23 protein-coding genes and 2 riboswitches are annotated in these 24,867 nt (G+C 70.5%); of the genes, 14 read left to right on the top strand and 9 right to left on the bottom strand.

The window, feature by feature from the left end; genetic code table 11:
• Nucleotides 1–11 precede the first annotated feature (11 nt).
• The 5 genes from ychF to QNO12_RS10025 all read left to right on the top strand — a co-directional run bounded on the left by ychF (nucleotide 12) and on the right by QNO12_RS10025 (nucleotide 4,668).
• Nucleotides 12–1,085 (top strand): redox-regulated ATPase YchF, encoded by a 1,074-nt coding sequence (ychF, locus tag QNO12_RS10045; protein ID WP_257502388.1) that lies wholly within the window; start codon nucleotides 12–14, stop codon nucleotides 1,083–1,085.
• A gap of 103 nt (nucleotides 1,086–1,188) precedes the next feature.
• Complete coding sequence (locus QNO12_RS10040) at nucleotides 1,189–1,593, top strand: RidA family protein (RefSeq protein ID WP_257502389.1); 405 nt, start codon at nucleotides 1,189–1,191, stop codon at nucleotides 1,591–1,593.
• A gap of 182 nt (nucleotides 1,594–1,775) precedes the next feature.
• On the top strand, nucleotides 1,776–3,122 hold the full coding sequence (gene gdhA / locus QNO12_RS10035; RefSeq protein ID WP_257502390.1) for an NADP-specific glutamate dehydrogenase: 1,347 nt from the start codon (nucleotides 1,776–1,778) through the stop codon (nucleotides 3,120–3,122).
• Between the two features lie 28 nt (nucleotides 3,123–3,150).
• Nucleotides 3,151–3,645 (top strand): metallophosphoesterase family protein, encoded by a 495-nt coding sequence (locus QNO12_RS10030; protein ID WP_257502391.1) that lies wholly within the window; start codon nucleotides 3,151–3,153, stop codon nucleotides 3,643–3,645.
• A 99-nt stretch (nucleotides 3,646–3,744) separates the two neighbouring features.
• Nucleotides 3,745–4,668 (top strand): S1C family serine protease, encoded by a 924-nt coding sequence (locus QNO12_RS10025; RefSeq protein WP_257502392.1) that lies wholly within the window; start codon nucleotides 3,745–3,747, stop codon nucleotides 4,666–4,668.
• A gap of 12 nt (nucleotides 4,669–4,680) precedes the next feature.
• On the opposite strand, the gene QNO12_RS10020 is transcribed toward QNO12_RS10025, so the two are convergent.
• Nucleotides 4,681–5,019 (bottom strand): hypothetical protein, encoded by a 339-nt coding sequence (locus tag QNO12_RS10020; protein ID WP_257502393.1) that lies wholly within the window; start codon nucleotides 5,017–5,019, stop codon nucleotides 4,681–4,683.
• Nucleotides 5,020–5,158: 139 nt separating this feature from the next.
• Between QNO12_RS10020 and QNO12_RS10015 the strand changes: the two genes are divergently transcribed.
• The 3 genes from QNO12_RS10015 (at nucleotide 5,159) to QNO12_RS10005 (ending at nucleotide 6,772) form a co-directional block, all read left to right on the top strand.
• The gene (locus QNO12_RS10015) at nucleotides 5,159–6,007 is read left to right on the top strand and encodes an Fpg/Nei family DNA glycosylase (protein ID WP_257502394.1); all 849 of its coding nucleotides are present in this window, start codon (nucleotides 5,159–5,161) and stop codon (nucleotides 6,005–6,007) included.
• 37 nt (nucleotides 6,008–6,044) lie between these two features.
• A complete protein-coding gene (locus QNO12_RS10010; protein ID WP_257502395.1) occupies nucleotides 6,045–6,170 on the top strand; it encodes a hypothetical protein in 126 nt (41 codons plus the stop codon).
• An 89-nt stretch (nucleotides 6,171–6,259) separates the two neighbouring features.
• Nucleotides 6,260–6,772: a hypothetical protein gene (locus tag QNO12_RS10005; protein ID WP_257522820.1), complete on the top strand. Its 513-nt coding sequence runs from the start codon at nucleotides 6,260–6,262 to the stop codon at nucleotides 6,770–6,772.
• 22 nt (nucleotides 6,773–6,794) lie between these two features.
• Here QNO12_RS10005 and QNO12_RS10000 read toward each other — a convergent pair whose 3' ends face one another.
• On the bottom strand, nucleotides 6,795–7,373 hold the full coding sequence (locus tag QNO12_RS10000; RefSeq protein ID WP_257502396.1) for a carboxymuconolactone decarboxylase family protein: 579 nt from the start codon (nucleotides 7,371–7,373) through the stop codon (nucleotides 6,795–6,797).
• A 116-nt stretch (nucleotides 7,374–7,489) separates the two neighbouring features.
• A complete protein-coding gene (locus QNO12_RS09995; RefSeq protein ID WP_257502397.1) occupies nucleotides 7,490–9,007 on the bottom strand; it encodes a DHA2 family efflux MFS transporter permease subunit in 1,518 nt (505 codons plus the stop codon).
• A 134-nt stretch (nucleotides 9,008–9,141) separates the two neighbouring features.
• Between QNO12_RS09995 and QNO12_RS09990 the strand changes: the two genes are divergently transcribed.
• Nucleotides 9,142–9,777 (top strand): DUF1345 domain-containing protein, encoded by a 636-nt coding sequence (locus QNO12_RS09990; RefSeq protein ID WP_257502398.1) that lies wholly within the window; start codon nucleotides 9,142–9,144, stop codon nucleotides 9,775–9,777.
• 92 nt (nucleotides 9,778–9,869) lie between these two features.
• A complete protein-coding gene (locus QNO12_RS09985) occupies nucleotides 9,870–11,933 on the top strand; it encodes an ABC transporter ATP-binding protein (protein ID WP_257502631.1) in 2,064 nt (687 codons plus the stop codon).
• Between the two features lie 10 nt (nucleotides 11,934–11,943).
• Here the strand turns inward: QNO12_RS09985 and QNO12_RS09980 are convergent, their stop codons facing one another.
• Genes QNO12_RS09980 through QNO12_RS09955 form a run of 6 tightly spaced genes read right to left on the bottom strand, consistent with a single transcriptional unit; the run spans nucleotide 11,944 to nucleotide 18,697 of the window.
• Complete coding sequence (locus QNO12_RS09980) at nucleotides 11,944–12,909, bottom strand: glycosyltransferase family 2 protein (protein WP_257502399.1); 966 nt, start codon at nucleotides 12,907–12,909, stop codon at nucleotides 11,944–11,946.
• Nucleotides 12,906–14,057, bottom strand: coding sequence for a cysteine desulfurase family protein (locus QNO12_RS09975; RefSeq protein ID WP_257502632.1), 1,152 nt, complete (start codon nucleotides 14,055–14,057; stop codon nucleotides 12,906–12,908). The genes QNO12_RS09980 and QNO12_RS09975 overlap by 4 nt, the downstream gene beginning before the upstream one ends.
• A gap of 13 nt (nucleotides 14,058–14,070) precedes the next feature.
• A complete protein-coding gene (gene nadC, locus QNO12_RS09970; protein WP_257502400.1) occupies nucleotides 14,071–14,922 on the bottom strand; it encodes a carboxylating nicotinate-nucleotide diphosphorylase in 852 nt (283 codons plus the stop codon).
• A complete protein-coding gene (nadB, locus tag QNO12_RS09965; protein ID WP_257502401.1) occupies nucleotides 14,922–16,598 on the bottom strand; it encodes an L-aspartate oxidase in 1,677 nt (558 codons plus the stop codon). Before nadB ends, nadC begins: the two co-directional genes overlap by 1 nt.
• Entirely contained in the window at nucleotides 16,595–17,944 is a 1,350-nt protein-coding gene (nadA, locus tag QNO12_RS09960; protein WP_257502402.1) for a quinolinate synthase NadA, read from the bottom strand. Before nadA ends, nadB begins: the two co-directional genes overlap by 4 nt.
• Before the next feature lie 27 nt (nucleotides 17,945–17,971).
• Entirely contained in the window at nucleotides 17,972–18,697 is a 726-nt protein-coding gene (locus tag QNO12_RS09955) for an NUDIX hydrolase (RefSeq protein WP_374761028.1), read from the bottom strand.
• Nucleotides 18,698–18,898: 201 nt separating this feature from the next.
• Between QNO12_RS09955 and QNO12_RS09950 the strand changes: the two genes are divergently transcribed.
• The 4 genes from QNO12_RS09950 (at nucleotide 18,899) to gcvP (ending at nucleotide 24,827) form a co-directional block, all read left to right on the top strand.
• Entirely contained in the window at nucleotides 18,899–20,071 is a 1,173-nt protein-coding gene (locus tag QNO12_RS09950; protein WP_257502403.1) for a MarP family serine protease, read from the top strand.
• A gap of 51 nt (nucleotides 20,072–20,122) precedes the next feature.
• Nucleotides 20,123–20,219: riboswitch (glycine riboswitch) on the top strand.
• Nucleotides 20,220–20,332, top strand: a riboswitch (glycine riboswitch).
• A gap of 45 nt (nucleotides 20,333–20,377) precedes the next feature.
• Nucleotides 20,378–21,490 carry a glycine cleavage system aminomethyltransferase GcvT gene (gene gcvT, locus QNO12_RS09945; RefSeq protein ID WP_257502404.1) on the top strand — a complete coding sequence of 371 codons (1,113 nt, stop codon included), beginning with the start codon at nucleotides 20,378–20,380 and terminating at the stop codon, nucleotides 21,488–21,490.
• A 47-nt stretch (nucleotides 21,491–21,537) separates the two neighbouring features.
• The gene (gene gcvH, locus QNO12_RS09940) at nucleotides 21,538–21,921 is read left to right on the top strand and encodes a glycine cleavage system protein GcvH (RefSeq protein ID WP_257502634.1); all 384 of its coding nucleotides are present in this window, start codon (nucleotides 21,538–21,540) and stop codon (nucleotides 21,919–21,921) included.
• 86 nt (nucleotides 21,922–22,007) lie between these two features.
• Nucleotides 22,008–24,827: an aminomethyl-transferring glycine dehydrogenase gene (gene gcvP, locus QNO12_RS09935; protein WP_374761031.1), complete on the top strand. Its 2,820-nt coding sequence runs from the start codon at nucleotides 22,008–22,010 to the stop codon at nucleotides 24,825–24,827.
• The last annotated feature ends 40 nt before the right edge of the window (nucleotides 24,828–24,867 follow it).

Genomic DNA, 24,867 nt, shown 5'->3' with positions numbered 1-24,867 from the left:
ACTGGACTCCCGTGGCTCTCACTATCGGCATCGTCGGCCTGCCCAACGTCGGCAAGTCCACCCTGTTCAACGCGCTGACCAAGAACGACGTGCTCGCGGCGAACTATCCGTTCGCGACGATCGAGCCGAACATCGGAGTCGTGAGCCTTCCGGACCCGCGTCTGGACAAGCTGGCCGAAGTGTTCCACTCCGAGCGGATCCTGCCGGCGACGGTCTCGTTCGTCGACATCGCGGGCATCGTCCGCGGCGCCAGCGAGGGGGAGGGGCTGGGCAACCAGTTCCTCGCGAACATCCGCGAGGCCGACGCCATCGCGCAGGTCGTGCGCGGCTTCACCGACGACGACGTGGTGCACGTCGAGGGCGGCGTGAACCCCAAGAACGACCTGGAGACGATCAACGCCGAGCTGATGCTGGCCGACCTGCAGACGCTCGAGAAGGCGATTCCGCGGATCGAGAAAGAGGTCAAGGGAAAGAAGGCCGACCCCTCCGCGTTGGAGGCGGCCACGGCGGCCAAGGACGCGCTGGAACGCGGCATCCTGCTCTCCCACTCCGGGCTGGACCTGACGCCGATCAAAGAGCTGGGCCTGCTGACCGCCAAACCGTACATCTACGTCTTCAACGTGGATGAGGCAGTGCTGACGGATGCCGCGGCCAAAGCCGCGCTGGAGGCGCTGGTGGCTCCCGCCCACGCCGTGTTCCTGGACGCGAAGATCGAGTCCGAGCTGATCGACCTCGACCCCGAGGACGCGGCCGAACTGCTCGCCTCGACGGGCCAGGAGGAGTCCGGCCTGAACCAGCTGGCTCGCATCGGGTTCGACACCCTCGGGCTGCAGACCTACCTCACCGCCGGCCCGAAGGAGGCGCGGGCGTGGACCATCCCGAAGGGATCGAAGGCGCCGCAGGCGGCCGGGGTCATCCACACCGACTTCGAGAAGGGCTTCATCAAGGCCGAGGTCATCTCGTTCGACGATCTGATCGAATCCGGGTCCGTCCTCGAGGCCCGCGCTCGCGGCAAGGCCCGGCTGGAAGGCAAGGACTACGTGATGCAGGACGGCGACGTGGTCGAGTTCCGCTTCAACGTCTAGCGATCGCCCGCAGGTCCGCCGGCGTGGCATCGGTGGCGCCGCTGCCGGTCGGCCATCCCACGACCGGGTCCCCGGTCGTCCTCTCTGCAGAAGGAGCCCTCGCATGCCTGAGCACACCGGACCGTTCCGTGCGGATGCCCTGGCGCCCACCACGTACGCGCACGGGATCACTCTGCCCGCGGACGGTCGGATGATCCTGCTGGCGGGGATGTCCCCCCTGGATGCGAGCGGGGCCGTCGTGGCTCCGGGCGATGTGACCGAGCAGATGCGGGTCACTGTCCAGAACGCCAGGACCGTCCTGCGTCACGCCGGCGCTGATCTCGACGCGATCGTCCGCGCCCGCATCTACATCGCATCCGCCGAGCGAGCAGAGCTGTACGCCGCGTGGCAGGCGTTCACCGGCATCTTCGACGGCAGCGAGTTCCCGAGCACCCTGGTCGGGGTGACGGTGCTGGCCTACCCCGATCAGCTCGTCGAGGTCGAGTTCGACGCCATCGTCCCCCGGTAGCCCGCCGCCGATGTCCGGTGCAGGTTGGAGCGCTCACCCGAGCGGAACCGCGCCGCACGGGCGTCGGCCGCGCGCGGGCGACCGCACGGCGGGAGGCCCCGATGCGGCGTCGGGGCCCGGTGCGCGATAAGTTCGACGATGGTGTGCGCGAGTACCGAGCGCCACCGGAATGGAGATCCGCTGTGGCTGTGCTCGATGACCGTCTTGTTTCCGTATTCGATGAAGTCGTCGGCAGGAACCAGGGAGAGACGGAATTCCACCAGGCGGTACGCGAAGTGCTGGAGAGTCTCGGCCCCGTGGTGGCCAAGCATCCGGCCTACGCCGACTCCGAAGTGATCCGCCGGCTCTGCGAGCCCGAGCGCCAGATCATCTTCCGCGTGCCGTGGGTGGATGACAGCGGCCGCGCGCAGCTGAACCGCGGCTTCCGCGTCGAGTTCAATTCGGCTCTGGGCCCGTTCAAGGGCGGGCTGCGGTTCCACCCGACGGTGTACCTCGGGATCGTGAAGTTCCTCGGCTTCGAGCAGATCTTCAAGAACGCGCTCACCGCGCTGCCGATCGGCGGCGCGAAAGGGGGATCCGACTTCGATCCCAAGGGCCGTTCGGACGCCGAGGTCATGCGCTTCTGCCAGTCGTTCATGATGGAGCTGTACCGGCACCTCGGCGAGTACACCGACGTGCCCGCGGGCGACATCGGCGTGGGCGGCCGGGAGATCGGCTACCTGTTCGGGCAGTACAAGCGGATCACGAACCGCTACGAGTCCGGCGTCTTCACCGGCAAGGGCCTGACGTGGGGCGGCTCGCAGGTGCGCACCGAGGCCACCGGCTACGGTGTGGTGTTCTTCGTCGACGAGATGCTCCGGGCCCAGGGCGGTTCCTTCGAGGGCAAGAAGGTCGTCGTCTCCGGCTCCGGCAACGTCGCCATCTACGCGATCGAGAAGGTGCGCCAGCTCGGCGGAGTCGTGATCGCGTGCTCGGACTCGTCCGGATACGTCGTCGACGAGGACGGCATCGACCTGGAGCTGCTGAAGGAGATCAAGACCGAGCAGCGCGGACGCATCAGCGAGTACGCGGACCGGCGGAACCGCGCCGTGTTCAGCGCGACCGGATCGATCTGGGACGTGCCGTGCGACATCGCGCTGCCGTGCGCGACGCAGAACGAGCTGGACGAGTCCGGGGCGCTGACGCTGGCACGCAACGGCTGTCTCATCGTCGCCGAGGGCGCCAACATGCCCTCGACGCCCGCGGCGATCCGCGTGTTCGCGGAGTCGGGCATGCGCTTCGCTCCGGGCAAGGCCGCCAACGCGGGCGGCGTGGCCACCAGCGCGCTGGAGATGCAGCAGAACGCCTCCCGGGATTCCTGGACCTTCGAGTACACCGAGCGGCGCCTGGCCGAGATCATGCGGTCAATCCATGACCGGTGCCTGCACACCGCCGACGAGTACGGCAAGCCTGGCAACTACGTCGCCGGCGCGAACATCACCGGGTTCACCCGCGTGGCCGACGCGATGCTGGCCCTGGGCATCGTATAGCCGGTGCGCCTCACGTAACGTCGCTGGCATGGTGACGCGGCTGCTTCTCGTTTCGGACACCCACATCCCGGGGCGCGCCCGCGCGCTTCCGGCACCGGTGCGTGCTGCGGCGGACGCCGCCGACCTCGTCATCCATGCCGGGGACTGGGTCGCGGCATCCGTGCTGGACGATCTCTCGCAGCACGCCGAGGTGCTCGGCGTGTACGGGAACAACGACGGACCGGACGTGCGCGCGCGGCTGCCCGAGGTGGCGCGCCGAGACATCGAGGGCGTCCGCTTCGCCGTGATCCACGAGACCGGCGACGCGGTGCGGCGCCACGCGCGAACGGACGCCGCTTTCCCGGACGCCGACGTGCTGGTCTTCGGCCACAGCCACATCCCGTGGGATACGCAGACCCCGGGAGGACTCCGGCTGCTGAACCCCGGATCACCGACGGACCGCCGGCGGCAGCCCCGGTGCACGATGATGACCGCGCTGGTCGAGGACGCGAGGATCCGCGAGGTCCGGCTCGTCGAACTGTGATCCCCGCGCGGACCGGCTGATCGCCATCGAACCGGTCCGGCAGCGTGCGCCCTGGGCGAACGTCGCCGCGCGGCGGCCGGGCGGTGCTGGAATGGTCGCATGAACGAGGACGACGCGCTGGATGCCTACTCCGCCGCGGTGGTGCGCATCGCCGAGACGCTGCTGCCCTCCGTCGCGGCCGTCACGGTGCGCACCGCACGCGGGGAGGGCGCCGGCAGCGCCTCGGTGATCTCGACGGACTCGCATCTGCTGACCAGCGCGCACGTGGTCGCCGGCGCGGACCGCGCCGAGGTCGCGTTCGCGGACGGAACGGTGCTGTCCGCACGCGTCGTGGGCAGCGACCCGCTGTCCGACCTCGCCGTACTCCGCGCGGACGGCGATGTCCCGCCTCCGGTCCCGTGGGGTGACGCGTCGACACTTCGAGTGGGACAGCTCGTCGTGGCGCTCGGCAACCCGCTCGGCCTTGCCGGCAGTGTCACCGCGGGGATCGTCTCGGCACTCGGACGCTCGCTGCCGACCCGATCAGGGCGGGTGGTGGACGAGGTGATCCAGACCGATGCCTCGCTCAATCCCGGCAACAGCGGGGGCGTCCTGGCCGACAGCCGCGGGCGCATGGTCGGCGTCAGCACGGCGGTCGCCGGGATCGGCCTGGGGCTGGCCGTGCCCATCAACACCACCACGCGGGAGATCATCGACGCGCTCATCGCGCGCGGACGGGTCCGGCGCGCGTGGCTGGGTGTTGCCGGAGCGGAGATCACACTCAGTCCCGAGCTTGCCGCCCGCGTCGGCTCCCGCACCGGCATGCAGGTCGCCTCCGTCGTGGCGGGCAGTCCCGCTGCGGCGGCCGGGGCGCGACGCGGAGACATCGTCATCTCCGTCGGCGGCATTCCCGTCACGAGCGCGACCGGCATCCAGCGGCTCATGGTGGAGCACGCGATCGGTCGCCGCATCGAGATGACCGTCTGGCGCAACGGCGCCCTGGTCGACATCGTGGTGGAGCCGGAGGAGCTCCGCGTCTCCTGAGCGGTCCGGCCGCTAGGAGGCGTCGTGGTCGAAGGGCGCCTCGGCGGCGCCCGGTTCGCTGGAGAAGGTCATGGTGGTCTGCAGGTTGCGCGTGCGCCGTTGCAACTCCCGCACGACCTCGCGGTCGGCCTCTTCGGCGTGCGCGACCTCCTCTGCCTGGGTGAGGTAGAGCTGGCTGGCCGGGCCCAACAGGAATTCCGCGTTCTGCACCTGCCCGTCCGCGGCGACCACCGGAACGACGATCACGGCCGCGGTCTTCGCTTCCGCCAGGGCGCGCGCGTAGGCCACGAGTGCCTCGCCCACTTCGTCGGCGATCAGCACCCAGTCTCCCGTGTAGTGCAGACGCAGCATCCTCCCATCGTGAATGTCGGCGCACGCCCGGCCAAGGGGTTGTCATGTCGGGTGCGCAGGCATAACCTGCCGCCCGGGGCGGGCAGGCGTTGGCAACCGGGGCCGACCGCAGGTCCGAGCCCCGTGGAATCATGGGGCCATGCCCGAGTCGCCGGAGGTTCAGGAACTCGCGTCCTTCCTGCGCGCGCACACGGTCGGCCGCGTGATCCGCAGCGCCGACGTGCTGCTGCCCAAAGCACTGAAGACGCAGCGTCCCGCCCCGGCCGATCTCATCGGGCGCCGGGTCAGCGACGTGACCCGGCTCGGCAAGATGATCGATATCGCCACGGCGGACCCGGCCGGCGGCGAGCTGCACCTGGTCGTCCATTTCGGCCACGACGGATGGGTGCTCTGGCACGAGGTCGCCCCCGAGGGACTGAAACGCGCGGGGGATGCCACGCTGATGGCGCGTTTCCGGCTCGATGACGGGTCGGGATTCGACCTGACGGATGCCGGACAGTGGAAGTCGCTGACCCTGCACATCGTGCCGCGGGCGGCCGACGTGCCCGCGGTGGCCAAGCTCGGCATCGACCCGCTCTCGGGGTCCTTCGACCCCGCCGCGTTCGCGGCCGTCCTCTCCGGTCGCCGGAAGCAGATCAAGGCCCTCCTCCAGGATCAGACCGCCTTCGCCGGCATCGGCAACGCGTACTCGGACGAGATCCTGCACGCCGCCAAGATCTCACCGCTGACGCACGCGGCGACCCTGAGCGAAGACGAGGTGGCGCGGCTGGCCGCGCAGACCCGAAGCGTCCTGACCGGCGCGGTCGACGCGCGGCGGGGGACACCGCCATCGCAGCTGCGCGCCGCCAAGCATGCGGCGCTGCAGGTCCACCGCAAGACGGGTGCGATCTGCCCGGTCTGCGGGGACCGGATCCGGGAGTTCGCGTTCTCCGGGGCGGCCGCGCAGTACTGCCCCACGTGCCAGACGGGCGGCGTGGTGCTGTCGTGATGCGCCGCCGCAGCGGGGACGCGACTACGATGATGCCATGACGACTTCGCAGCAGCCCGCCCCCGTGACCCTCCAGCCCATCGCCGAGGAGAAGAACCTCCTCACGGTGGTCGAATCCAGCGGTTCCTGCTGCGGTGGTTCGGCCTGCGGTTCAGCCAACTGATCCGCGTCGAGCGGATTTGACCGCTCATCGCGTCGCCGGATCCACCCGCGGGAGCAACCCCTTCTGACACTCTGTAAGGGGAGGCGGCGATGAGCGACGAACTGGTGCTGGGAATGACCCCTCGGGTCTCCCGCATCCTCATGTCCGAAGAGGCCGTGTACGGGCTGATCCTCGTGTCCGGCATGATCGTGGTCAGCTACAACCTGACGGGCACCTCGCTCAGTGCGCTCGTGACGGTCGTGGTGACGGTGCTGGTGTTCTTCGCCGCGCACGTCTACGCCGGAACCCTCGCCCGCCTCGCCCTGACCGAGGGAAAAGCTGGCCTGCCGCAGAGCCTGCGCGCTGCGGCCCGTCACTCGCGGGGGATGCTGTTGATCTCGCTGGCGCCGATCGCGGTGCTGCTGCTGGGCGTGACCCGGGTCGTGGACGACGACCTGGCGGTCTGGACGGCTCTGGTGGTGGATACGGTCGCGCTCGGGGTGCTGGGTTGGCTGGCCGTGCTGAAGTGGACCTCGCGCTTCTGGGTCCGGGTCGTCAGCGCGCTCACCACCGCCGCGTTCGGGCTCGTCATCGTCGCGATGAAGGCCTTCATCCACCACTAGCGGTCGGGCGTGGCCGCGGCGCTCACCCGGGAACGGGGGACAGCAGCGCGCGCACCAACCGCGGGCTCAGGCCGGGTATCTCCTGCACCGGCACCGCGAGGGCGCGCAACGCGCGGCTGAGGTAGTTCCGAGCTGCCGCGGCGAGGGCGATGTCGACGATCTGGCGGTCGGTGAACCCGTACTCGCGGAGCACCCGCGAATCGTCGTCCGTCATGGACGCCGGATCCGTGGAGATCTTCTCGGCGAACCGCATCACCGCGACGTCGGACTCATCCAATCCGGCCGACTCGTAATCGAGGGCGACCCGTTCGAGCTGATCCTCATCGAGCGCGTCGGCGCGAAGTGCTTTGCGGCCGTGCGCGAGCAGGCAATGCGGCGAGGGGATGCCGCGGGCGGCCGCGAGGGTGACCAGCTCGTACGTGCGCACACCGATCGAAGGCACGATCGCCGCGATCAGCGCTTCGAACGCGGAATGGGCCTCGGGGTTCAGTGCCATCGCCTGGGTGACGCTGGAGACGAAGCCGTCCTCCCTGAGGTCTGCTTCGTACATCTCGGCGACGGTGCCGACAGCGCTGTCGGCGGGGGGCGGGTGAACGATCACGGCCGGGTTCCTTCCTCGCGCGCCGGCCGGTCGTGCCGGGGCAACGCTCAGCATGCCATGCGCGACACGCCGCTGACGAGATCCGTCCGCGACGTGCGCCCGGAAGAATCGGCGTGTCAGTGCATGGCGATCGGCGCGGAGATGCCGTCGACCGGCTTGCGGATGAGGAAGGCGCCCACGATCAGCGGCAGAGCCGCGATCGCGGCGATCGTGAACGCGGCCTGCGCTCCGGCCGCGCCGGCCGCCGCTTCGGACAGCCCGCGACCGATCGCGGTGTCGCGCACCCCGCTGAGGATCGTGATCATCAGCGCGATGCCGGCCGCGCCGCCCACCTGCTGCATCGTGCCGAGCACGGCGGACCCGTACGAGTAGAACCGCGGCTGCAGCGACGCCAGCGACGCGGTGAACAGCGGAGTCAGCGAAAGAGCCAGCCCGATGGACAGCACCGTCTGGGACACCGCGATCACCCAGATCGGAGTGAACTGATCGAAGCTCGTGAACGTCCACAGCATCGCGACGGCGATGAACGACCCCGGGATCAGCAGCACACGCGTACCCCACCGGTCGTAGACGCGGCCGATCAGCGGCCCCGCCAGCCCCATCGCCAGCGCCCCGGGCAGCAGGATCAGACCGGTCTCGAGCGCACTCACGCGCAGCACGGTCTGCAGGTACAGCGGTACGACGGTCAGCGTCCCGAAGAAGGACAGCGACAGCAGCAGCATCTGGGCGATGGACAGCGAGAAGTTCAGCGAGCGGAACACGCGCAGATCAAGCAGCGCGCGATCGGTGCGCTGCATCCGCAGCTGACGCCAGACGAACAGCGCGAGAGCCACCGCGCCCACGCTGAAGGAGACCACCAGCGTCGTCGTGGACAGGGCGTCGGCGGCGGCTGCGGCCGCGGCGCCACCGCCGTGGGCGGCCGGCCCGCCGATCTGGCTGAGACCGAACACCAGCCCGCCGAAGCCGAGCGCGGACAGGATGATCGACGGTACGTCGATCGCCACCCGCGTCGGCTCACCCAGGTTGTGGATCCAGCGCGCGCCGACGGCGAGTGCGATCAGCGCGATCGGCAACACGATGCCGAAGATCCAGCGCCAGCCGACCGTGTCCAGGAGCAGGCCGGACAGCGTCGGACCGATCGCGGGGGCCAGGGACATGACGACGCTGACGCGGCCCATCATCCTGCCCCGCGAGTGGGCGGGCACGAGCGTCATCAGGGTCGTCATCAGCAACGGCATCATGATGGCGGTGCCGGATGCCTGGACCACGCGCGCCACCAGCAGCAGCGGGAATCCGGGGGACACGAATGCAATCAGAGTGCCCAGGGAGAACAGGCCCATCGCGGTGACGAACACGGCGCGGGTGGTGAATCTCTGCAGGAGGAAGCCCGAGATCGGGATGACGACGGCCATCGTCAGCATGAACGCCGTGGTCAGCCACTGGGCCGCGACGGCGGTGATCCCCAGATCGGTGATCAGATGCGGGATGGCCACCCCCATCGTCATCTCGTTCAGGATCGCCACGAAGGCGGCCCCGAGCAGGAGCCAGATGATGCGGCTGTCAGCGCGGCTGAGGATCGCGCCCGGGGGCACCACGACGCTGTCGGTGCGGGGAGAGATGTCGGTGGCGGCCATAGGGCGTCTCCTCAGGGGATGGGCGTGCACGACAACATCCCGCAGGCGGTCACACGAAAAAGGACGAGCCCACACAGTAACGGCCACGTCGGGCGCGGCATTCCCGAATCGCGTGGAAATATTCGCGTATGGCCATGAGTCCAGTTCGCCGAGCGGTCCTGTTCCGGACGGGTGTCGCGATCGCGGTCGGCGCGATCGTCGTCGTCGCTGTGGGCCCCGTGCTCGGGTGGGCGGCGGGGCTGCTGGCCGGCTGGGCGGGCGCGGCCGCCACGAACGTCGCCTGGGTGTCGCTGCTGGTCTGGCCGATGGACGGTCCGCAGACCCGTGAGCATGCCACCGGCGAGGATCCGGGCAGATCGTTCGCACGGCTGGTCGCCCTGATCGGCAGCATCGCCAGCCTGGGCGCGGTGGTGGTCGTGCTGATCCAGACGCAGGACACATCGGAGCTGGAGTCGTACCTGCTCGCCGCCATCGCGGTGGTCAGCGTCGCGGCGTCCTGGGCCCTCATCCAATCCGATTACATGCTGCGGTATGCGCACCTGTACTACTCCGCTCCGGTCGGCGGAATCGACTTCAACCAGGAAGAGGACCCGTCGTACACCGATTTCGTCTACTTCTCCGTGGGCATCGGCATGGGCTACCAGGTCGGCGACAGCGCTGTGCGCACCAACGCGATCCGTCGGCTCGTGATCGCCCAGTCCCTGGTGGCGTACCTGTTCGGCGCGGTGATCATCGGCACGGTCGTCAACCTCGTCATCGACCTCGGGTGACCGCTCCGGTCGAGTCCCGGTGGCAGTGCCGTGGCGGACCGGCCGACTCCGCCCCCGCGTCGGCGTGCGTCATTAGGCTTGCAGGCGTGAGCATGGGCGGGCGGGGTGGTGGACCGGCGGTGGGATTCCGCCCGGTCGACATCGCGGCGCAGAAGAAGCTCAACGCCGAAGCGCCCCGCATCCCACATCTCGGCCGCCGCGTGATCGGCCTGTTCCGCCCGTATCGGATGCAGATCCTGCTGACCGGCGTGCTCGTGATCGCAGGCGCCGCGATCGCCGTGGTTCCGGCGCTGATCGTGCAGCGGATCTTCGACGACGCGCTCTTTCCGACGGACGGCAGCGGACCGAACCTGTCCCTGCTGCTGCGGCTGGTTCTGCTCATGGTCGGGCTGTTCGTGCTCTCTTCCGGACTCGGCGTGCTGCAGACCTGGTTCACCTCGACGGTCGGCAACCGCGTCACCGGGGATCTGCGCGTGAAGCTGTTCGAGCATCTGCAGGCCATGGAGCTGGGCTTTTTCACCCGCACCAAGACCGGGGTCATCCAATCCCGGCTGCAGAACGACGTGGGCGGCGTCTCGGGAGTGCTGACCAACACCGTCACCAGCATCCTCGGCAACGTCGTCACCGTGGCCGCGTCGCTGGTGGCGATGATCATCATCGATTGGCGGCTGACCATCATCGCGGTGGTGATGATGCCGGTCCTGGTGGTGGTCCAGCGGCGCGTCGGGCAGGTGCGCGCTCGCATCGCGGGCGAGACGCAGGAATCCCTCTCCGAGCTGACCGCGATCACCCAGGAGACGCTGAGCGTCTCGGGCATCCTGCTGTCGAAGTCCTTCAACCGCCAGCGGACCGAGTCCGCCCGCTATGGCGCCGAGAACGTCAATCAGGTGCGCCTGCAGGTGCGGCGGGCGATGAGCGGCCAGGGCTTCTTCGCCGTCGTCCAGGTGCTGATGGCCAGTGTCCCCGCGGTGATCTACCTCGTCTCCGGCTACCTGATCACCGGCGGAAGCGATGTCATCACGGCCGGGACGGTGGTCGCGTTCACGACCGTGCAGGCCCGCCTGCTCATGCCGCTGATGGGCCTCATGCGGGTGGCGCTGGATGTGCAGACATCCGGCGCGCTCTTCGCGCGCATCTTCGAGTACCTCGACCTGGTGCCGGCCATCAGCGACGCCCCGGATGCGATTCCGGTCGCGGCCGCCCCGGGTCCGATCGGCCGGATCGAGTTCCGTGACGTGGTCTTCCGCTACCCGGATGCCGGCCCGGACGCCCCACCCACCCTGCGCGGCATCTCGTTCACCGCAGAGCCCGGGCAGCACGTCGCGTTCGTCGGCCCGTCGGGGGCGGGCAAGACCACCGTCCTGTACCTGACGCCGCGGATGTACGAGGCATCCGGCGGCGCAGTCCTGTTCGCGGGTGAGGATGTGCGGCGGCTGACGCAGGAATCGATCATCGACCACGTCGGAATCGTCTCGCAGGAGACCTACCTCTTCCACGCCACGATCCGCGAGAACCTCCGCTACGCCAAGCCGGAGGCGACCCAGGCGGAACTGGAAGAGGCGTGCCGCGCTGCGAACATCCACCACATCATCTCCGGCTTCGAGGAGGGGTACGACACGATCGTGGGAGAGCGCGGCTATCGCCTGTCCGGCGGTGAGAAGCAGCGCATCGCGATCGCGCGCGTCCTGTTGAAGGATCCGCCCGTTCTTCTGCTCGACGAGGCCACATCGGCCTTGGACACGGTCTCGGAGCGCGTCGTTCAGGAGGCACTGGATGCCGCAGCCCGAGGCAGGACCACGCTGACGATCGCGCACCGCCTTTCCACGGTGATCGGCGCCGACGTGATCCACGTCGTCGACGCGGGTCGCATCGTGGAGTCCGGAACCCACTCCGGCCTGATCGCCGAGGGCGGGCTGTACGCAGATCTGGCCGCCCAGCAGCTCGCGGCGTCCCGGATCCTCGAGGAGGAAGCGACCGAGCCGCTCGGAACCTTGCCCACGCGGCGCGCGGACCGCGCCCCGGACGAGCCCGCTCGGGTCCCTCCGGATGATCCGCTGGCCGTGCTGGCCGGCTCGCTGTCGCTGACCGGACCGCTGCCGGTTCTGGCCGACGACCTGGCCGAAGACGAGCCCTGGCCGCGGCTCGGCGACCGCTAGCCGGGGCGGGCTACCACAGTCGCGCGGCGTCGACCACGGTGGCGGATGCCGCATCCAGGTCTGCGCGTGCGCTGCCGGCGCGGGCCCAGATCTCGCGGGTGAACGCGCCGAGCGCGCGGCGGTACGCGGCATCCGGGTGCGTGCGTGCGATCTGCGCCAACCGGGGGACATCCATGCGCAGAAGCTGTCCGAGCCGCGCCTGCGCGGCCAGCGGGTGGCCGGTGGACTCCAGGACGCGCAGTCCCGCATCCATCGCCGCGAGGCAGTCCCGCAGCACGTCCAGCTGAGCCTCGCGCTGGGTGATCGAGGACCCATCGGCCCGGACCCGCCAGTGCGCCACGACATCCGGGACGGTGTCGAAGCGGCGCGCCCGGGCGTACATCTGCTGCGCCACGATCTGATCCTCGTACAGGCGACCCTCGGGGAAGCGCAGGCCGGTCCGCTGCCAGAAGTCGGTGCGGCTCACCTTCGACCAGGCCACGATGTTGGCCGACGCCTCGGGGTGCTCGTCGATCGTCGTGCCGCGCCGCTCCGGGGCGCTGGAGGCGCGGACCCACGGCTGCACCTCACCCAGGCGGTACCCGCCGGTGTCGTCGGGTCGCAGCCGCACATAGGCGCCGAGAGCGAAGTCGCTGCCGCTCTGATCGAGCACGCCGAGCAGTCGCTGCAGTGCGTTCGGCGTGAACGTGTCATCTGCGTCGAGGAAGCCGAGGAAGGGCGTCTCGACCAGGTCCAGGCCGGTGTTGCGGGCGGCGCCCAGTCCGGCCCGCTGCTCGTGCCGCACGAACCGGAACCGCGGGTCGGCCGCCGCAGCGGCGGCGAACACCTCGGCGGTGGCATCCGTGGACGCATCGTCCACCAGGATCGCCGTCCAATCCGGCATGCTCTGCGCGCGCAGCGACGCCAGAGCATCGGCGGCGTACCGGGCGACGTCGTGGCCGGGCACGATGACGGTGACTGCGGCGGGGGTGCTCACCCGCCCGATTGTACGGCGAGGACGGATGCCGCAACCGCGTCCGCTACGGCATCCAGGGGCCGATCGAGGTGGTGGGGGAAGGTGAACCGCACCGCGGTCTGGGCCAGGTCCGGCGGCACGCCCATCGCCAGCAGGACGTGCGAGGGCTCGTCGCTGCCCGCCGCGCACGCCGAGCCGCTGGAGGAGACCACGCCGCGGCGCTCCAGCTCGAGCAGGACCGCCTCGCCGCTGGTGCCCGCGAACGTGAAGCTGGCCGTCCCGGGGAGACGGTGGACCGCGTCGCCGGTGAGACGTGCTGTCGGGACCCGGTCCAGCACGCGGGCGATGAACCGGTCCCGCAGGTCGCCGACGCGGGCGGATGCCGCCGCACGCTCCGCCTCGGCCAGCTCGAGGGCGGTGGCGAACCCCACGGCGCCGGCGACATCCTCGGTGCCGCTTCGGCGGCCGCGCTCCTGCCCGCCGCCGTGCATCAGCGGTTCCAGCGGCACGCGGGCGCGAATGGCCAGGACGCCGGTCCCCTTCGGCGCGCCGAGCTTGTGGCCGGCCAGCGAGACCGCGTCCACCCCCAGCTCGCCCGCATCCAGCGGCAGCCAACCGGCGGCCTGGACCGCGTCGATGTGGATCGGCGCGCGCACCCCGGTGGCGCGTACGGCCGCCGTCACGGCGACGATGTCCTGCACAGTGCCGGTTTCGTTGTTCGCATAGCCGAGGCTGACCAGGGCGGTGTCTTCGCGCACGGCGCCGGCGACGTCGGCGGGGGAGACCCGGCCGGACCGGTCAACCGGGACGTGCGTCACCTCGAACCCGTGGACGCGCGCCAGGTAGGCGGCCGACTCCAGGATCGATTCGTGCTCGACGGGAGTGGTGACCAGGTGTCTCGCGCCGCGGCCGCTCGCCGCGGCGATGGCGGCGCCCTTCACCACCAGGTTGTTGGACTCGGTGCCGCCGGAGGTGAAGATCACGTCGCCGGGGCGCATCCCCAGCACGCGGGCGACACGGGAGCGGGCATCCGCCAAGGCGTCGGCGGCGGCTTCGCCCACGGTGTGACGGCTCGACGGGTTTCCGAACCAGCGGGTCAGGAACGGCATCATCGCCTCGAGCACCTCGCGCCGGACGGGTGTCGTGGCCGCGTTGTCGAGATAGAGCATGCTCATGGTCGCCTCAGAAGATGCGGATGTCCAGGCCGAGGTCCAGAGCACGGGCGGAGTGGGTGAGCGCACCGACCGAGATGACATCCACGCCGGTCTCGGCGATCGCGCGCACCGTGTCCAGCGACACGCCCCCGGACGCTTCCACCGTCGCCCTGCCGGCGATCTGCTCGACGCCGCGGCGCAGGTCATCCAACGAGAAGTTGTCCAGCATGATCGTGCCGATGCCGGCGGCCAGGACGGGCTCGATCTGCTCGAGCCGGTCCACCTCCACCTCGACGTGGGTCGTGTGCGGAAGACGGGCGATCGCACCCTGCAGCGCGGCCGTCACCGACACGCCCTTGTTCGCCAGCACCGCGAGGTGGTTGTCCTTGGCCATGACGGCATCCGAGAGCGAGAAGCGGTGGTTGTGGCCGCCGCCGGCCGTGACCGCGTGCCGTTCGAAGGCGCGCAGTCCCGGTGTGGTCTTGCGGGTGTCGACGATGCGGGCACCCGTGTGGGCGACCTCGGCGACGTAGCGCGCCGTGAGCGTGGCGATCCCGGACATCCGCTGCACGAAGTTCAAGCCGATCCGCTCCGCGGTGAGCATGCCGCGGGCCGGTCCGGACACCACCGCCAGCACAGCGCCCGGGACGAAGGACGTCCCGTCCGCGACGTGCAGCTGCACGTCGATCGCAGGGTCGGTGAGGCGGAAAGCGGCGCGGAAGACGTCGGCGCCGCTGAAGACGCCGGCTTCGCGCGCGACCAGCTCGGCCCGGCCCGTCGCCGTGTCGGGAATGAGCATCTCGCTGGTCAGATCGCCCCACGGAGCGTCCTCTTCGAGCGCGCTGCCCACGACCCGGTCGATGGTGGTCCTGGTGAGCATCAGGCGCCCCTGCCGGCCAGCACGCCTGAGACCGACGACACCGCGGCGCGGTCCGGCCGCGGGAGGTCGTCACGGCGGAAGTGCGCGCCGAGCGAGTCGCGGCGGCGCAGCGCCGCGCGGACGAGTTCCTCGGCGACGAGCAGGAGGTTCTCGTCCTCGAACTCGGCCTCGGTGCGCCGGACGCGTGGGAGTGCGCGCCACGACGCGAGGACGGATCCGGCGTGCTCCAGCCCCGCGGCGTCACGGACGAGTCCGGCGTGCTCCCACATCAGCTCCTGCAGCGCGGCCCGGCTGAACCGGGGCACCGAGTCCGGCTCGAGGCCGGCGGAATCCGGACGTACCGGGTCCAGGTCGCGTGCGATGGCGGGTTGCGCGGGGCCGGTCCAGCGGCCGGAGACCGCGTCCGCCGCGATGGCGTCGCCGGCGCGTGCGCCGAAGACGGCGCCCTCCAGGAGGGAGTTGGAGGCGAGGCGGTTGGCGCCGTGCACTCCGGTCCGGGCCACCTCACCGACGGCGTAGAGACCGGGGATGCTGGTCCGTCCGGCCAGGTCGGTCCTCACGCCGCCCATCAGGTAGTGCGCGGCCGGGGTCACCGGGATCGGTTCGCGGGACCAGTCCAGGCCGCGGTCGCGAACGGCGCGGTCGATGGTCGGGAACCGGCGGGCGAGGAATTCGGCCAGCGCCTCCGGTGTCGGGCGCAGATGGGTGGCGTCCAGGAACACCGGGCGTCCGCCCTGGGCCTCCATCTGCCGTGCGATCGCCCGTGCGACGACATCGCGCGGTGCCAGTTCGCCGTCCGGGTGCGCATCGAACGCGAAGCGCCGCCCGGTCTCGTCGATCAGCGTCGCGCCCTCGCCGCGGACCGCCTCCGAGACGAGGAACGAGCCACCCGCGCCCGGTTCGGCATCGCCCGCTCGTGGTCCGGCCGCGGTGTTCGCGCCTTCCAGGACGGTCGGGTGGAACTGGAAGAACTCGAGGTCGGTGACATCCGCACCGGCGCGCAGCGCGGCCGCGATGCCGTCCGCGGTGGCGACGGCGGGGTTGGTGGTGTGCGCGTAAAGCTCACCGGCGCCGCCGGTGGCCAGCACGACCGCATCGGCGTGGATCCGCTCGCGGCGGCCGGCAGCTGTCGGTGCGGCATCCGAGCCTGCCGGCTCCCCGATCAGCAGGTCGACGCCGGTGATGCGCTCACCCTGCCGGACGAGGTCCACCAGGAACGCGTGCTCGAGGACCCGCACGCTGCTCGCACGCAGCCGTGCGACGAGCGCCTTCTCGATCGCGGTGCCGGTCGCGTCACCGCCGGAGTGCAGGATGCGCGGATAGGAGTGCGCGGCCTCGAGCCCCTTCACGAACGCGCCGTCCGCACCGCGGTCGAACGCGACGCCGAGGGCGATCAGTTCGCGGATGCGGGCCGGGCCCTCCTCGACGAGGACGCGCACCGCAGCCGGGTCGCCCAGGCCCGCTCCGGCGGTCAGCGTGTCCCGGAGGTGATCCTCGGCGCGGTCATCGTCGAACATCACGCCGGCGATGCCGCCCTGCGCGTACCGGGTGTTGGCGTGCTCGAGCACGTCCTTGGTCACCAGCGTGACGCGGCAGCCGTGCCCGAGCGCGTGCAGCGCGACGGTGAGGCCGGCGATGCCGCTGCCGACGACGATCGCGTGCACCGGCGCCGTCATGAGGCGTTCTCCCAGCCGGATGCCGCGGCGGCGGGCGGCTTGGCCGCCAGCATCCGCTCCAGCGCGATCCGGGCCGGACCGGCGACGTCCTGCGGCACGCTGATGCGGTTCAGGATCCGGCCGGCGACCAGGCCCTCGAGCACCCACGCCAGGTAGCCGGGGTGGATGCGGTACATGGTCGAGCAGGGGCACACCACCGGGTCCAGGCAGAAGATCGTGTGCTGCGGGTGGTCCGCCGCCAGACGCTGCACCAGGTTCACCTCGGTGCCGATCGCGAACGTCGTGGGCTCGCTCGCGCCCTCGATCGCCCGGCGGATGTAGTCGGTGGACCCGGATTCGTCTGCGGCGTCCACGACGGCCATCGGGCACTCCGGGTGCACGATCACACGCACGCCTGGGTGCTCCGCCCGCGCCTTGTCGATCTGGTCGACGGTGAACCGGCGATGCACCGAGCAGAAGCCGTGCCACAGGATCACGCGGGCCGCCGCCAGTTCGCCCGGCGTCGCACCGCCCAGCGGCTTGCGCGGGTTCCACATCGGCATGTGCTCGAGCGGCACGCCCATCGCCTTCGCGGTGTTGCGGCCCAGGTGCTGGTCCGGGAAGAACAGGACGCGGCGTCCACGCTCGAATGCCCACTCCAGCACGGTCTGCGCGTTCGAGGACGTGCAGACGATGCCGCCGTGGCGTCCCACGAATCCCTTGATCGCCGCGGAGGAATTCATGTACGTGACCGGGATCACCGGGACCCGGCCCGCGGCATCCGGGGCGTCCATGTCGCCGTAGATCTCCGCGAGCTGCTCCCAGCAGTCTTCGACCTGGTCGATGTCGGCCATGTCGGCCATCGAACAGCCCGCGGCGAGGTTCGGCAGGATGACGGCCTGCTCGGGCCTGGAGAGCAGGTCGGCGGTCTCGGCCATGAAATGCACGCCGCAGAAGACGATCGCCTCGGCCTCGGGGTGGGCCTTGGCGGCGTTGGCCAGCTGGAACGAGTCGCCGATGTAGTCGGCGTGCCGCACCACCTCTTCGCGCTGGTAGAAGTGGCCGAGGATCTTGACCCGGTCGCCGAGCGTGGCCTTCGCCGCCCGCACGCGCAGGTCCAGCTGCTCCGCCGACGCCTCGCGGTACTCCATCGGCAACTCGCCCTGACGGGGCGAGCCGGTCGGGATGACATCGCCCATCGAGGACCCGGGGCCGTATCCCGGCCGGGAGTCGAAGTTCCACGGCCCGGCGGCGAGCTCCGTCGTGCAGGTCTCGGTGGTCGATGCGCCCGTCACGATCGCCTGGATCGTGTGATCCACGGACGGGTCGGCCGAGCGAGGCTGGGGGATGAGGACTGGTGCGGACATCGCGGGCTCGTTTCGATCTGGACGGATTCAGTGGCGGACGACGAGAGGCCCGCGGTCTGCGAGTTCGACGTCCTGGTTGTAGCGGTACAGCCGCGCGGGGCGGTGGCTGCCGGTGCGGAAGCGGTCGGTGGGGATCAGCGTCCCGGAGTTCTCCACCTGGCGGCGGAAGTTCGCGGGGTCCAGGCGCCGACCCAGAATCGACTCGTAGACCTCGCGCAGTTCGGCGAGCGTGAACGCGTCGGCCAGCAGCCCATGCGCGATCCGGCTGTACCCCACCTTGTTGCGCAGCCGCCACAGGGCGTACTCGACGATCTCGTTGTGGTCGAAGGCCAGTCGCGGCAGCTCTGCCGCGTCGAACCAGGCGACGTTCTCGACGACATCGCTCGGGATCTCGTCCGGACGCACCAGCGCCCAGTAGACGATCGAGACGACCCGGGTGGGGGAGCGGTCGACCGCTCCGAAGGCGTACAGCTGCTCGAGGTAGCTGGGCGCGATCCGGGTCGTCTCGGCCAGGGTGCGGGATGCCGCGGCATCCAGACTCTCGGTCGGGTTCAGCCAGCCGCCGGGAAGAGCCCACAGACCCGCGTGCGGATCACGCGTGCGACGCACCAGCGGCAGGGCCACGGTGGAGCGGTCGTCGTGCGGGTCGCGGCGCAGCGTGAAGATCACCGTCGAGACCGCAACGCGGGTCACGTCCTCGGGCGCGGGGACGCCCTCCGGCGTGCCGGCACTCGCGGTTGTTTGTGTCATCATGACCATTACCTCGATTCGATCTTAGTGTCGTTCTGACCCGAAGGGCAAGAATCCGCGAGGTCGTGTCGCGCCCCGCCCGCACGGCGCCGAACGCCGCACGCGCGTTCGGACCCGGCCGGGCGTACCGGCGGCACCCAGACTCTGGAAATCTGCAGGAGCTACGCTGAACGCCCGGGTTGGCATGGCAGAGATGGGGAGAGCGTGCTCGTCATCGACATCGTGCTGATCGGGCTGCTCGTTCTCGCGCTGGTCGTCGGTCTGCAGCGCGGCTTGCTCGCCAGCCTGGGCGTCCTGATCGGCATCGTGCTGGGCGGCTTGGCGGCGTTCTGGCTCGTGCCGATCGTCAATGAGCTCTGGCCGTGGCCGACCACGCGGGTGGTGGCGGTGATCGCGCTGGTGCTGGTTCTGCTGGTAGCCGGGGCGACCGCGATCGGCGCGATCGGCGCCGCACTGCGACGCGGGGTCGACCGGACGCCGCTGCGGGCCGTCGACCGCCTGCTCGGCGGCGCGCTCGCGGTCCTCGCCGGAGCGTTGTCACTGAGCCTGATCGGCTCCAGCGTCGCGGCGACCGGGACGCCGGTGGTCTCGACCGCCCTGAAGTCTTCACAGGTGCTCCGGACGATCTCCTCAGTGACGCCCGCACCGGTGGCGGAGGCGCTGGCCCGAGTGCGCTCGGCGGTGATGGAGGACGCGCTCCCGCGGCTGGGAGAGCTGCTGGAACTGGACATCGAGCCCAGCGCTCCGCCGGTGGCGCTGGATGACCCGCTGCTGGCCGACGCCGCGGCATCCGTCGCGCGCGTGTCGGGCGTGGCGTTCGCCTGCGGCACCAGCGCTGCCGGGTCCGGCTTCGTCATCGCGCCGGACCGTGTGGTGACCAACGCCCACGTGGTCGCAGGCGTCCAGACCCCGATCGTCGAACTCCCGGGCGTCCCGGCGCGCGAGGGTCGGATCGTGTACTTCGACCCGATCGATGACCTCGCCGTGATCGCCGTCGATGGACTCGGCGCCTCCGCGCTGCCGGTGGTGCCACCGCTGAGCCCCGGAACGGCGGGCGTCATCCAGGGCTACCCGTTCGGCGGACCCTTCTCGATGGTGAACGCCGAAGTGATCTCCGCCGGGGCGGCGGAGGTGCCGGACATCTACGGCGAGTCGACCGCTCTGCGGGACATCTATGCCCTGGCGGCGCAGGTCAATCCCGGCAACTCGGGCGGCCCCCTGCTGACCGCCGACGGCGCGGTGGGCGGGGTGGTCTTCGCGCGGGCGGAGGCGGACTCGGACCGCGGCTACGCGATGACCACGGCTGAGCTCGAGCCCATCCTCGCCGGCGCCACCGGCTGGACGGATGCCGCTTCGTCGGGGCGCTGCATCGGCTGACCGCACGCACGCTGCGGACGCTATGCTGGCACGGCAAGTCAATACCGGCCAACAACCCGGACGGGAGAGCCTCGGCTGCACGTGCGCCGAGCACCGAAGGAGCAAGCCTCCCCGCCAATCTCTCAGGTATGCGTACCGCCCGGGCTCGGCCACTCTGGAAAGCGATCCTTCGGGGATCCGCCGACGGTGAAAGTCCCGGCATCCGCTCGACGCGGAGGGATGCCGAGGCGAAGCTCTCAGGCCCATGACAGAGGGGGAGTTCACAGGCGCCGATCGGCGTCTGCCCGCACGTGACCGGGAGAACTCATGACATCGCCCCGCTACACACCGCTTCGCGACCGGCACGAGTCGCTCGGAGCTTCGTTCACGGACTTCGGCGGCTGGGCGATGCCGGTGCGCTACTCGTCGGAGCTCGCCGAGCACCGTGCCGTGCGCACCGCCGCCGGATTGTTCGACATCTCGCACATGGCGGAGTTCTTCGTCTCCGGCCCCGGGGCGGGCGAGTACCTGGACTACGTCCTGGCCGGTCGCCTGTCCACCCTGCCGGTGGGCCGGGCGAAGTATTCGCTGCTGTTGTCCGAGCGCGGTGGGATCGTCGATGACCTGATCGTCTACCGCCTCGAGGAGGAGTCGTTCCTCGTCATCGCCAACGCCGGCAACCGCGACGCCGTCGCGGCGGCGCTCGCCGCGGCGGCGGTGGGGAGAGGGGTGACCGTGGTGGACGCGACTGATGACCACTGCCTGATCGCGGTGCAGGGCCCCGCTGCCCGGGCAGTGCTGGACGCGACGGTCGGACTGGCGCAATCGGCCTCCCCGCTCGATGACCTCACGTACTACGCCGCCACCTGGGCGAGTTTCGAGGGGCAGACCGTGCTGATCGCGCGCACCGGCTACACCGGCGAGGACGGGTACGAACTGCTCATCCCGAACGGGTCCGCCGCCGCACTCTGGGACGCTGTGCTGTCCGCCGGCGCGCCGTTCGGGCTGGTGCCGGCGGGGCTGGCCGCCCGCGACACGCTGCGCCTCGAAGCGGGCATGCCGCTGTACGGACATGAGCTGTCCCCAGACATCGTCCCGGCCCAGGTCGGGCTGGCCCGCGTCGTGGCCATCGACAAGGACGACTTCGTCGGCCGCACCGGACTGGCCGCCGTCGTCGCGGCGGATGCGCCCGTGCTGGTGGGGCTCGCCGCCGAGGGCAAGCGCGCCGGACGCGCCGGCTACGCGGTGCTGGATGCGGCCGGCACCGCGGTCGGCGAGGTCACCAGTGGCGCATTGAGCCCGACCCTCGGTCATCCCATCGCGATGGCTCTGGTCTCACCCGCGCATAGCAGCGCAGGCACCGAACTGTTCATCGACGTGCGCGGTACGCGCGTTCCCGCGACCGTGACCCCCCTGCCGTTCTACCGGCGCACTGCGTGACCCGCGCAGCGCGCTCCGTGATCCACCAGAGCACACCGGAGGAAGAAGTGACCGACCTCAACAGCCTCAAATACACCGCCGAGCACGAGTGGGTCGCCTTGGACGGCGATGTGGCCACCATCGGCATCACCGACTACGCCGCCGACAAACTCGGCGATGTCGTCTTCATCGACCTGCCCGGGGTCGACTCCGGCGTCTCGGCCGGCCAGGTCGTCGGCGAGATCGAGTCGACCAAGTCGGTCGGCGAGCTGTACGCACCCCTCACCGGCGCCGTCGTGGGTGTCAACCAGGCCGTCGTGGATGACCCGTCCATGGTCAACGCCGACCCGTACGGTGACGGATGGCTGATGAAGCTGAAAGTCGACAGCTCGGATGCGTCCGAGCTGCTCGATCGCGAAGCCTACGTCGCGCTGACCGGCGGCGACGCGTGAGTGCGACCTCTTCGGCGGGGCAGAGCACACGGCTCGACGGATTCTCCGCCCGTCACATCGGAACGGATGCCGCGGCCCAGGCGCGCATGCTGAGCGCACTGGGCTACGACACCGTCGACGCCCTCGTCCGGGATGCGGTGCCGGCATCCATCCAGGCGAGCTCGCGCACGACATCCGACATCCCGTCCGCCGCGACGGAGGCCGAGGCGCTGGAGGAGCTGCGCGAGATCGCGTCGATGAACCGGGTCGCCCGCCCCATGATCGGACTCGGCTACTACGACACCTTCACCCCGTCGGTGATCGCCCGGAACGTGCTGGAGAACCCCTCCTGGTACACCGCGTACACCCCGTATCAGCCCGAGATCTCGCAGGGCCGGCTGGAAGCGCTGATCAACTTCCAGACGATGGTCACAGACCTGACCGGCCTCGCGACGGCCAACGCCTCCATGCTCGACGAGCCGACCGCCGTCGTCGAGGGGATGCTGGTGGCCAGGCGCGCCTCCAAGTCGGCGTCGAACGTGTTCCTCGTCGACGCCGACGCGATGCCGCAGACCAAGGCGGTGCTCGAGCAACGCGCTGCGGCGCTCGGGATCCGAGTGCAGTACACCGCCTACGGTCCCGCTTCGTTGGACCGCGTGGAGGCGTTCGGCGCCTTCGTGCAGTACCCCGGCGCCTCGGGGCGGGTCTGGGATCCGGCCCAGGCCGCCGCCGCCGTGCACGCGCAGGGTGGGCTCGTGGTCATCGCGGCGGACCTGCTGGCGCTGACCCTGCTGCGCTCGCCGGGTTCGCTGGGTGCGGATGTCGCGGTGGGCACGACGCAGCGGTTCGGCGTGCCGTTGGGCTTCGGCGGTCCGCATGCCGGGTACATGGCGGTGCGCACCGGACTGGAGCGCCAGCTGCCCGGTCGACTCGTCGGCGTGTCCCAGGATGCCGCGGGCCATCCCGCCTATCGGCTGTCGCTGCAGACCCGTGAGCAGCACATCCGCCGCGAGAAGGCGACCTCGAACATCTGCACCGCACAGGTGCTGCTGGCCGTGATGGCCGCGATGTACGCCGTCTACCACGGTCCCGACGGACTTCGCGCGATCGCCACGGAGGTCGCCCAGAAGGCGCAGGCCCTCGCCGACCGGCTCCGCTCCTACGACCTGTCGCTGGTGTCCGACGCCTTCTTCGACACCATCCGGGTCGTGACGCCCGGACCCTCGCGGCATGTGATCGAGCGCGCCCGCTCCCGCGGCTACCAGCTGTTCTGGGTGAACGACGCGACCGTGGGCGTCTCGGTGGACGAGACCACCACCGCCGATGACCTCGCCGCCGTCGCCTGGGCCTTCGGGCTTCCCTCGGCGGAGGCGGACGGCGAGCGGAACGTGCCGTTCCACCACGCCACGCCGCTGTCCGGTGTCGCTGACGCGCTGCACCGCCGTGACGACTACCTGACGCACCCGGTGTTCACCACGCACCGCAGCGAGACGGCGATGATGCGCTACCTCAAGCAGCTCGCCGACCGGGACTACGCGCTGGATCGCGGCATGATCCCACTCGGCTCCTGCACGATGAAGCTGAATGCGGCCGCGGAGATGGCGGCGATCTCGTGGCCGGAGTTCTCCCGCGTGCACCCGTTCGCCCCGGAGGCGGACGTGCGCGGGTACCTCGCGATGATCGAGCAGCTCGAGCGATGGCTGGCGGAGGTCACCGGGTACGATGCCGTCTCGCTGCAGCCCAACGCCGGCTCGCAGGGAGAACTGGCCGGGCTGCTGGCGATCCGCGGCTACCACCGGGCGAACGACGAGCTCGGCCGCACGGTGTGCCTGATCCCCTCATCCGCGCACGGCACGAACGCGGCATCCGCGGTGCTGGCGGGGATGAAGGTCGTCGTGGTGGCATGCGACGACGACGGCAACGTCGACCTGGGCGATCTGCGTGCCAAGATCGCCCAGCACGAGGCCGAACTGGCGGCGCTGATGATCACCTACCCATCGACCCACGGCGTCTACGAGCAGGACGTGCTGCAGATCACCCAGGCCGTGCACGACGCGGGCGGCCAGGTGTACGTGGACGGCGCGAACCTGAACGCGCTGCTGGGGTACGCGCGCTTCGGCGACCTCGGCGGGGACGTGTCGCACCTGAATCTGCACAAGACGTTCGCGATCCCGCACGGCGGCGGCGGTCCGGGAGTGGGTCCGGTCGCCGCCAAGGCGCATCTGGCGCCGTTCCTGCCGGGGCACCCCTTCTCGCAGCGCGCGGACCACGCGGGCGGGGTGTTCCAGGGCGGCGCCGTGTCGGGCGCCCCCCACGGCTCTGCCGGCATCCTGCCGATCTCGTGGGCATACGTGCGGATGATGGGGATGGATGGTCTGCGAGACGCCACCGCCGCCGCTGTTCTGGCGGCGAACTACATCGCGACGCGGCTGAAGGGCCACTACCCGGTCCTCTACGCCGGAGAGAACGGTCTGGTCGCACACGAGTGCATCCTGGATCTGCGACCGCTGCGCGACGAGACCGGCGTCACCGTGGACGATGTCGCCAAGCGGCTGATCGACTACGGGTTCCACGCGCCGACGATGTCGTTCCCGGTTGCCGGGACGCTCATGGTGGAGCCGACCGAGTCCGAGGACCTCACCGAGATCGAACGGTTCATCGAGGCGATGATCGCCATCCGTGCCGAAGCCAGCGCCGTGGCGGCGGGGGAGTGGCCCACCGACGACAATCCCCTGGGCAACGCGCCGCACACCGCGGAGTCGGTGGTCGCGGCGGAGTGGACGCACCCGTACTCGCGCGAACTCGCCGTGTACCCGGTGCGTTCCCTGGTGCGCACCAAGTACTGGCCCCCCGTGCGGCGGATCGACCAGGCGTACGGTGACCGGAACCTGGTGTGCGCATGCCCGCCGGTGGAGGCGTTCGCCTAGCCGTCGGTCCCCGGCCTTTTGACCGCGAGACTGCAACCGC

Origin of the sequence: Microbacterium sp. zg-B185 (assembly GCF_030246885.1) — a bacterium.
Lineage (GTDB): Bacteria > Actinomycetota > Actinomycetes > Actinomycetales > Microbacteriaceae > Microbacterium.
The sequence above is the reverse complement of the archived record's forward strand: the minus strand, read 5'-3'. Positions and strand labels throughout refer to the sequence as shown.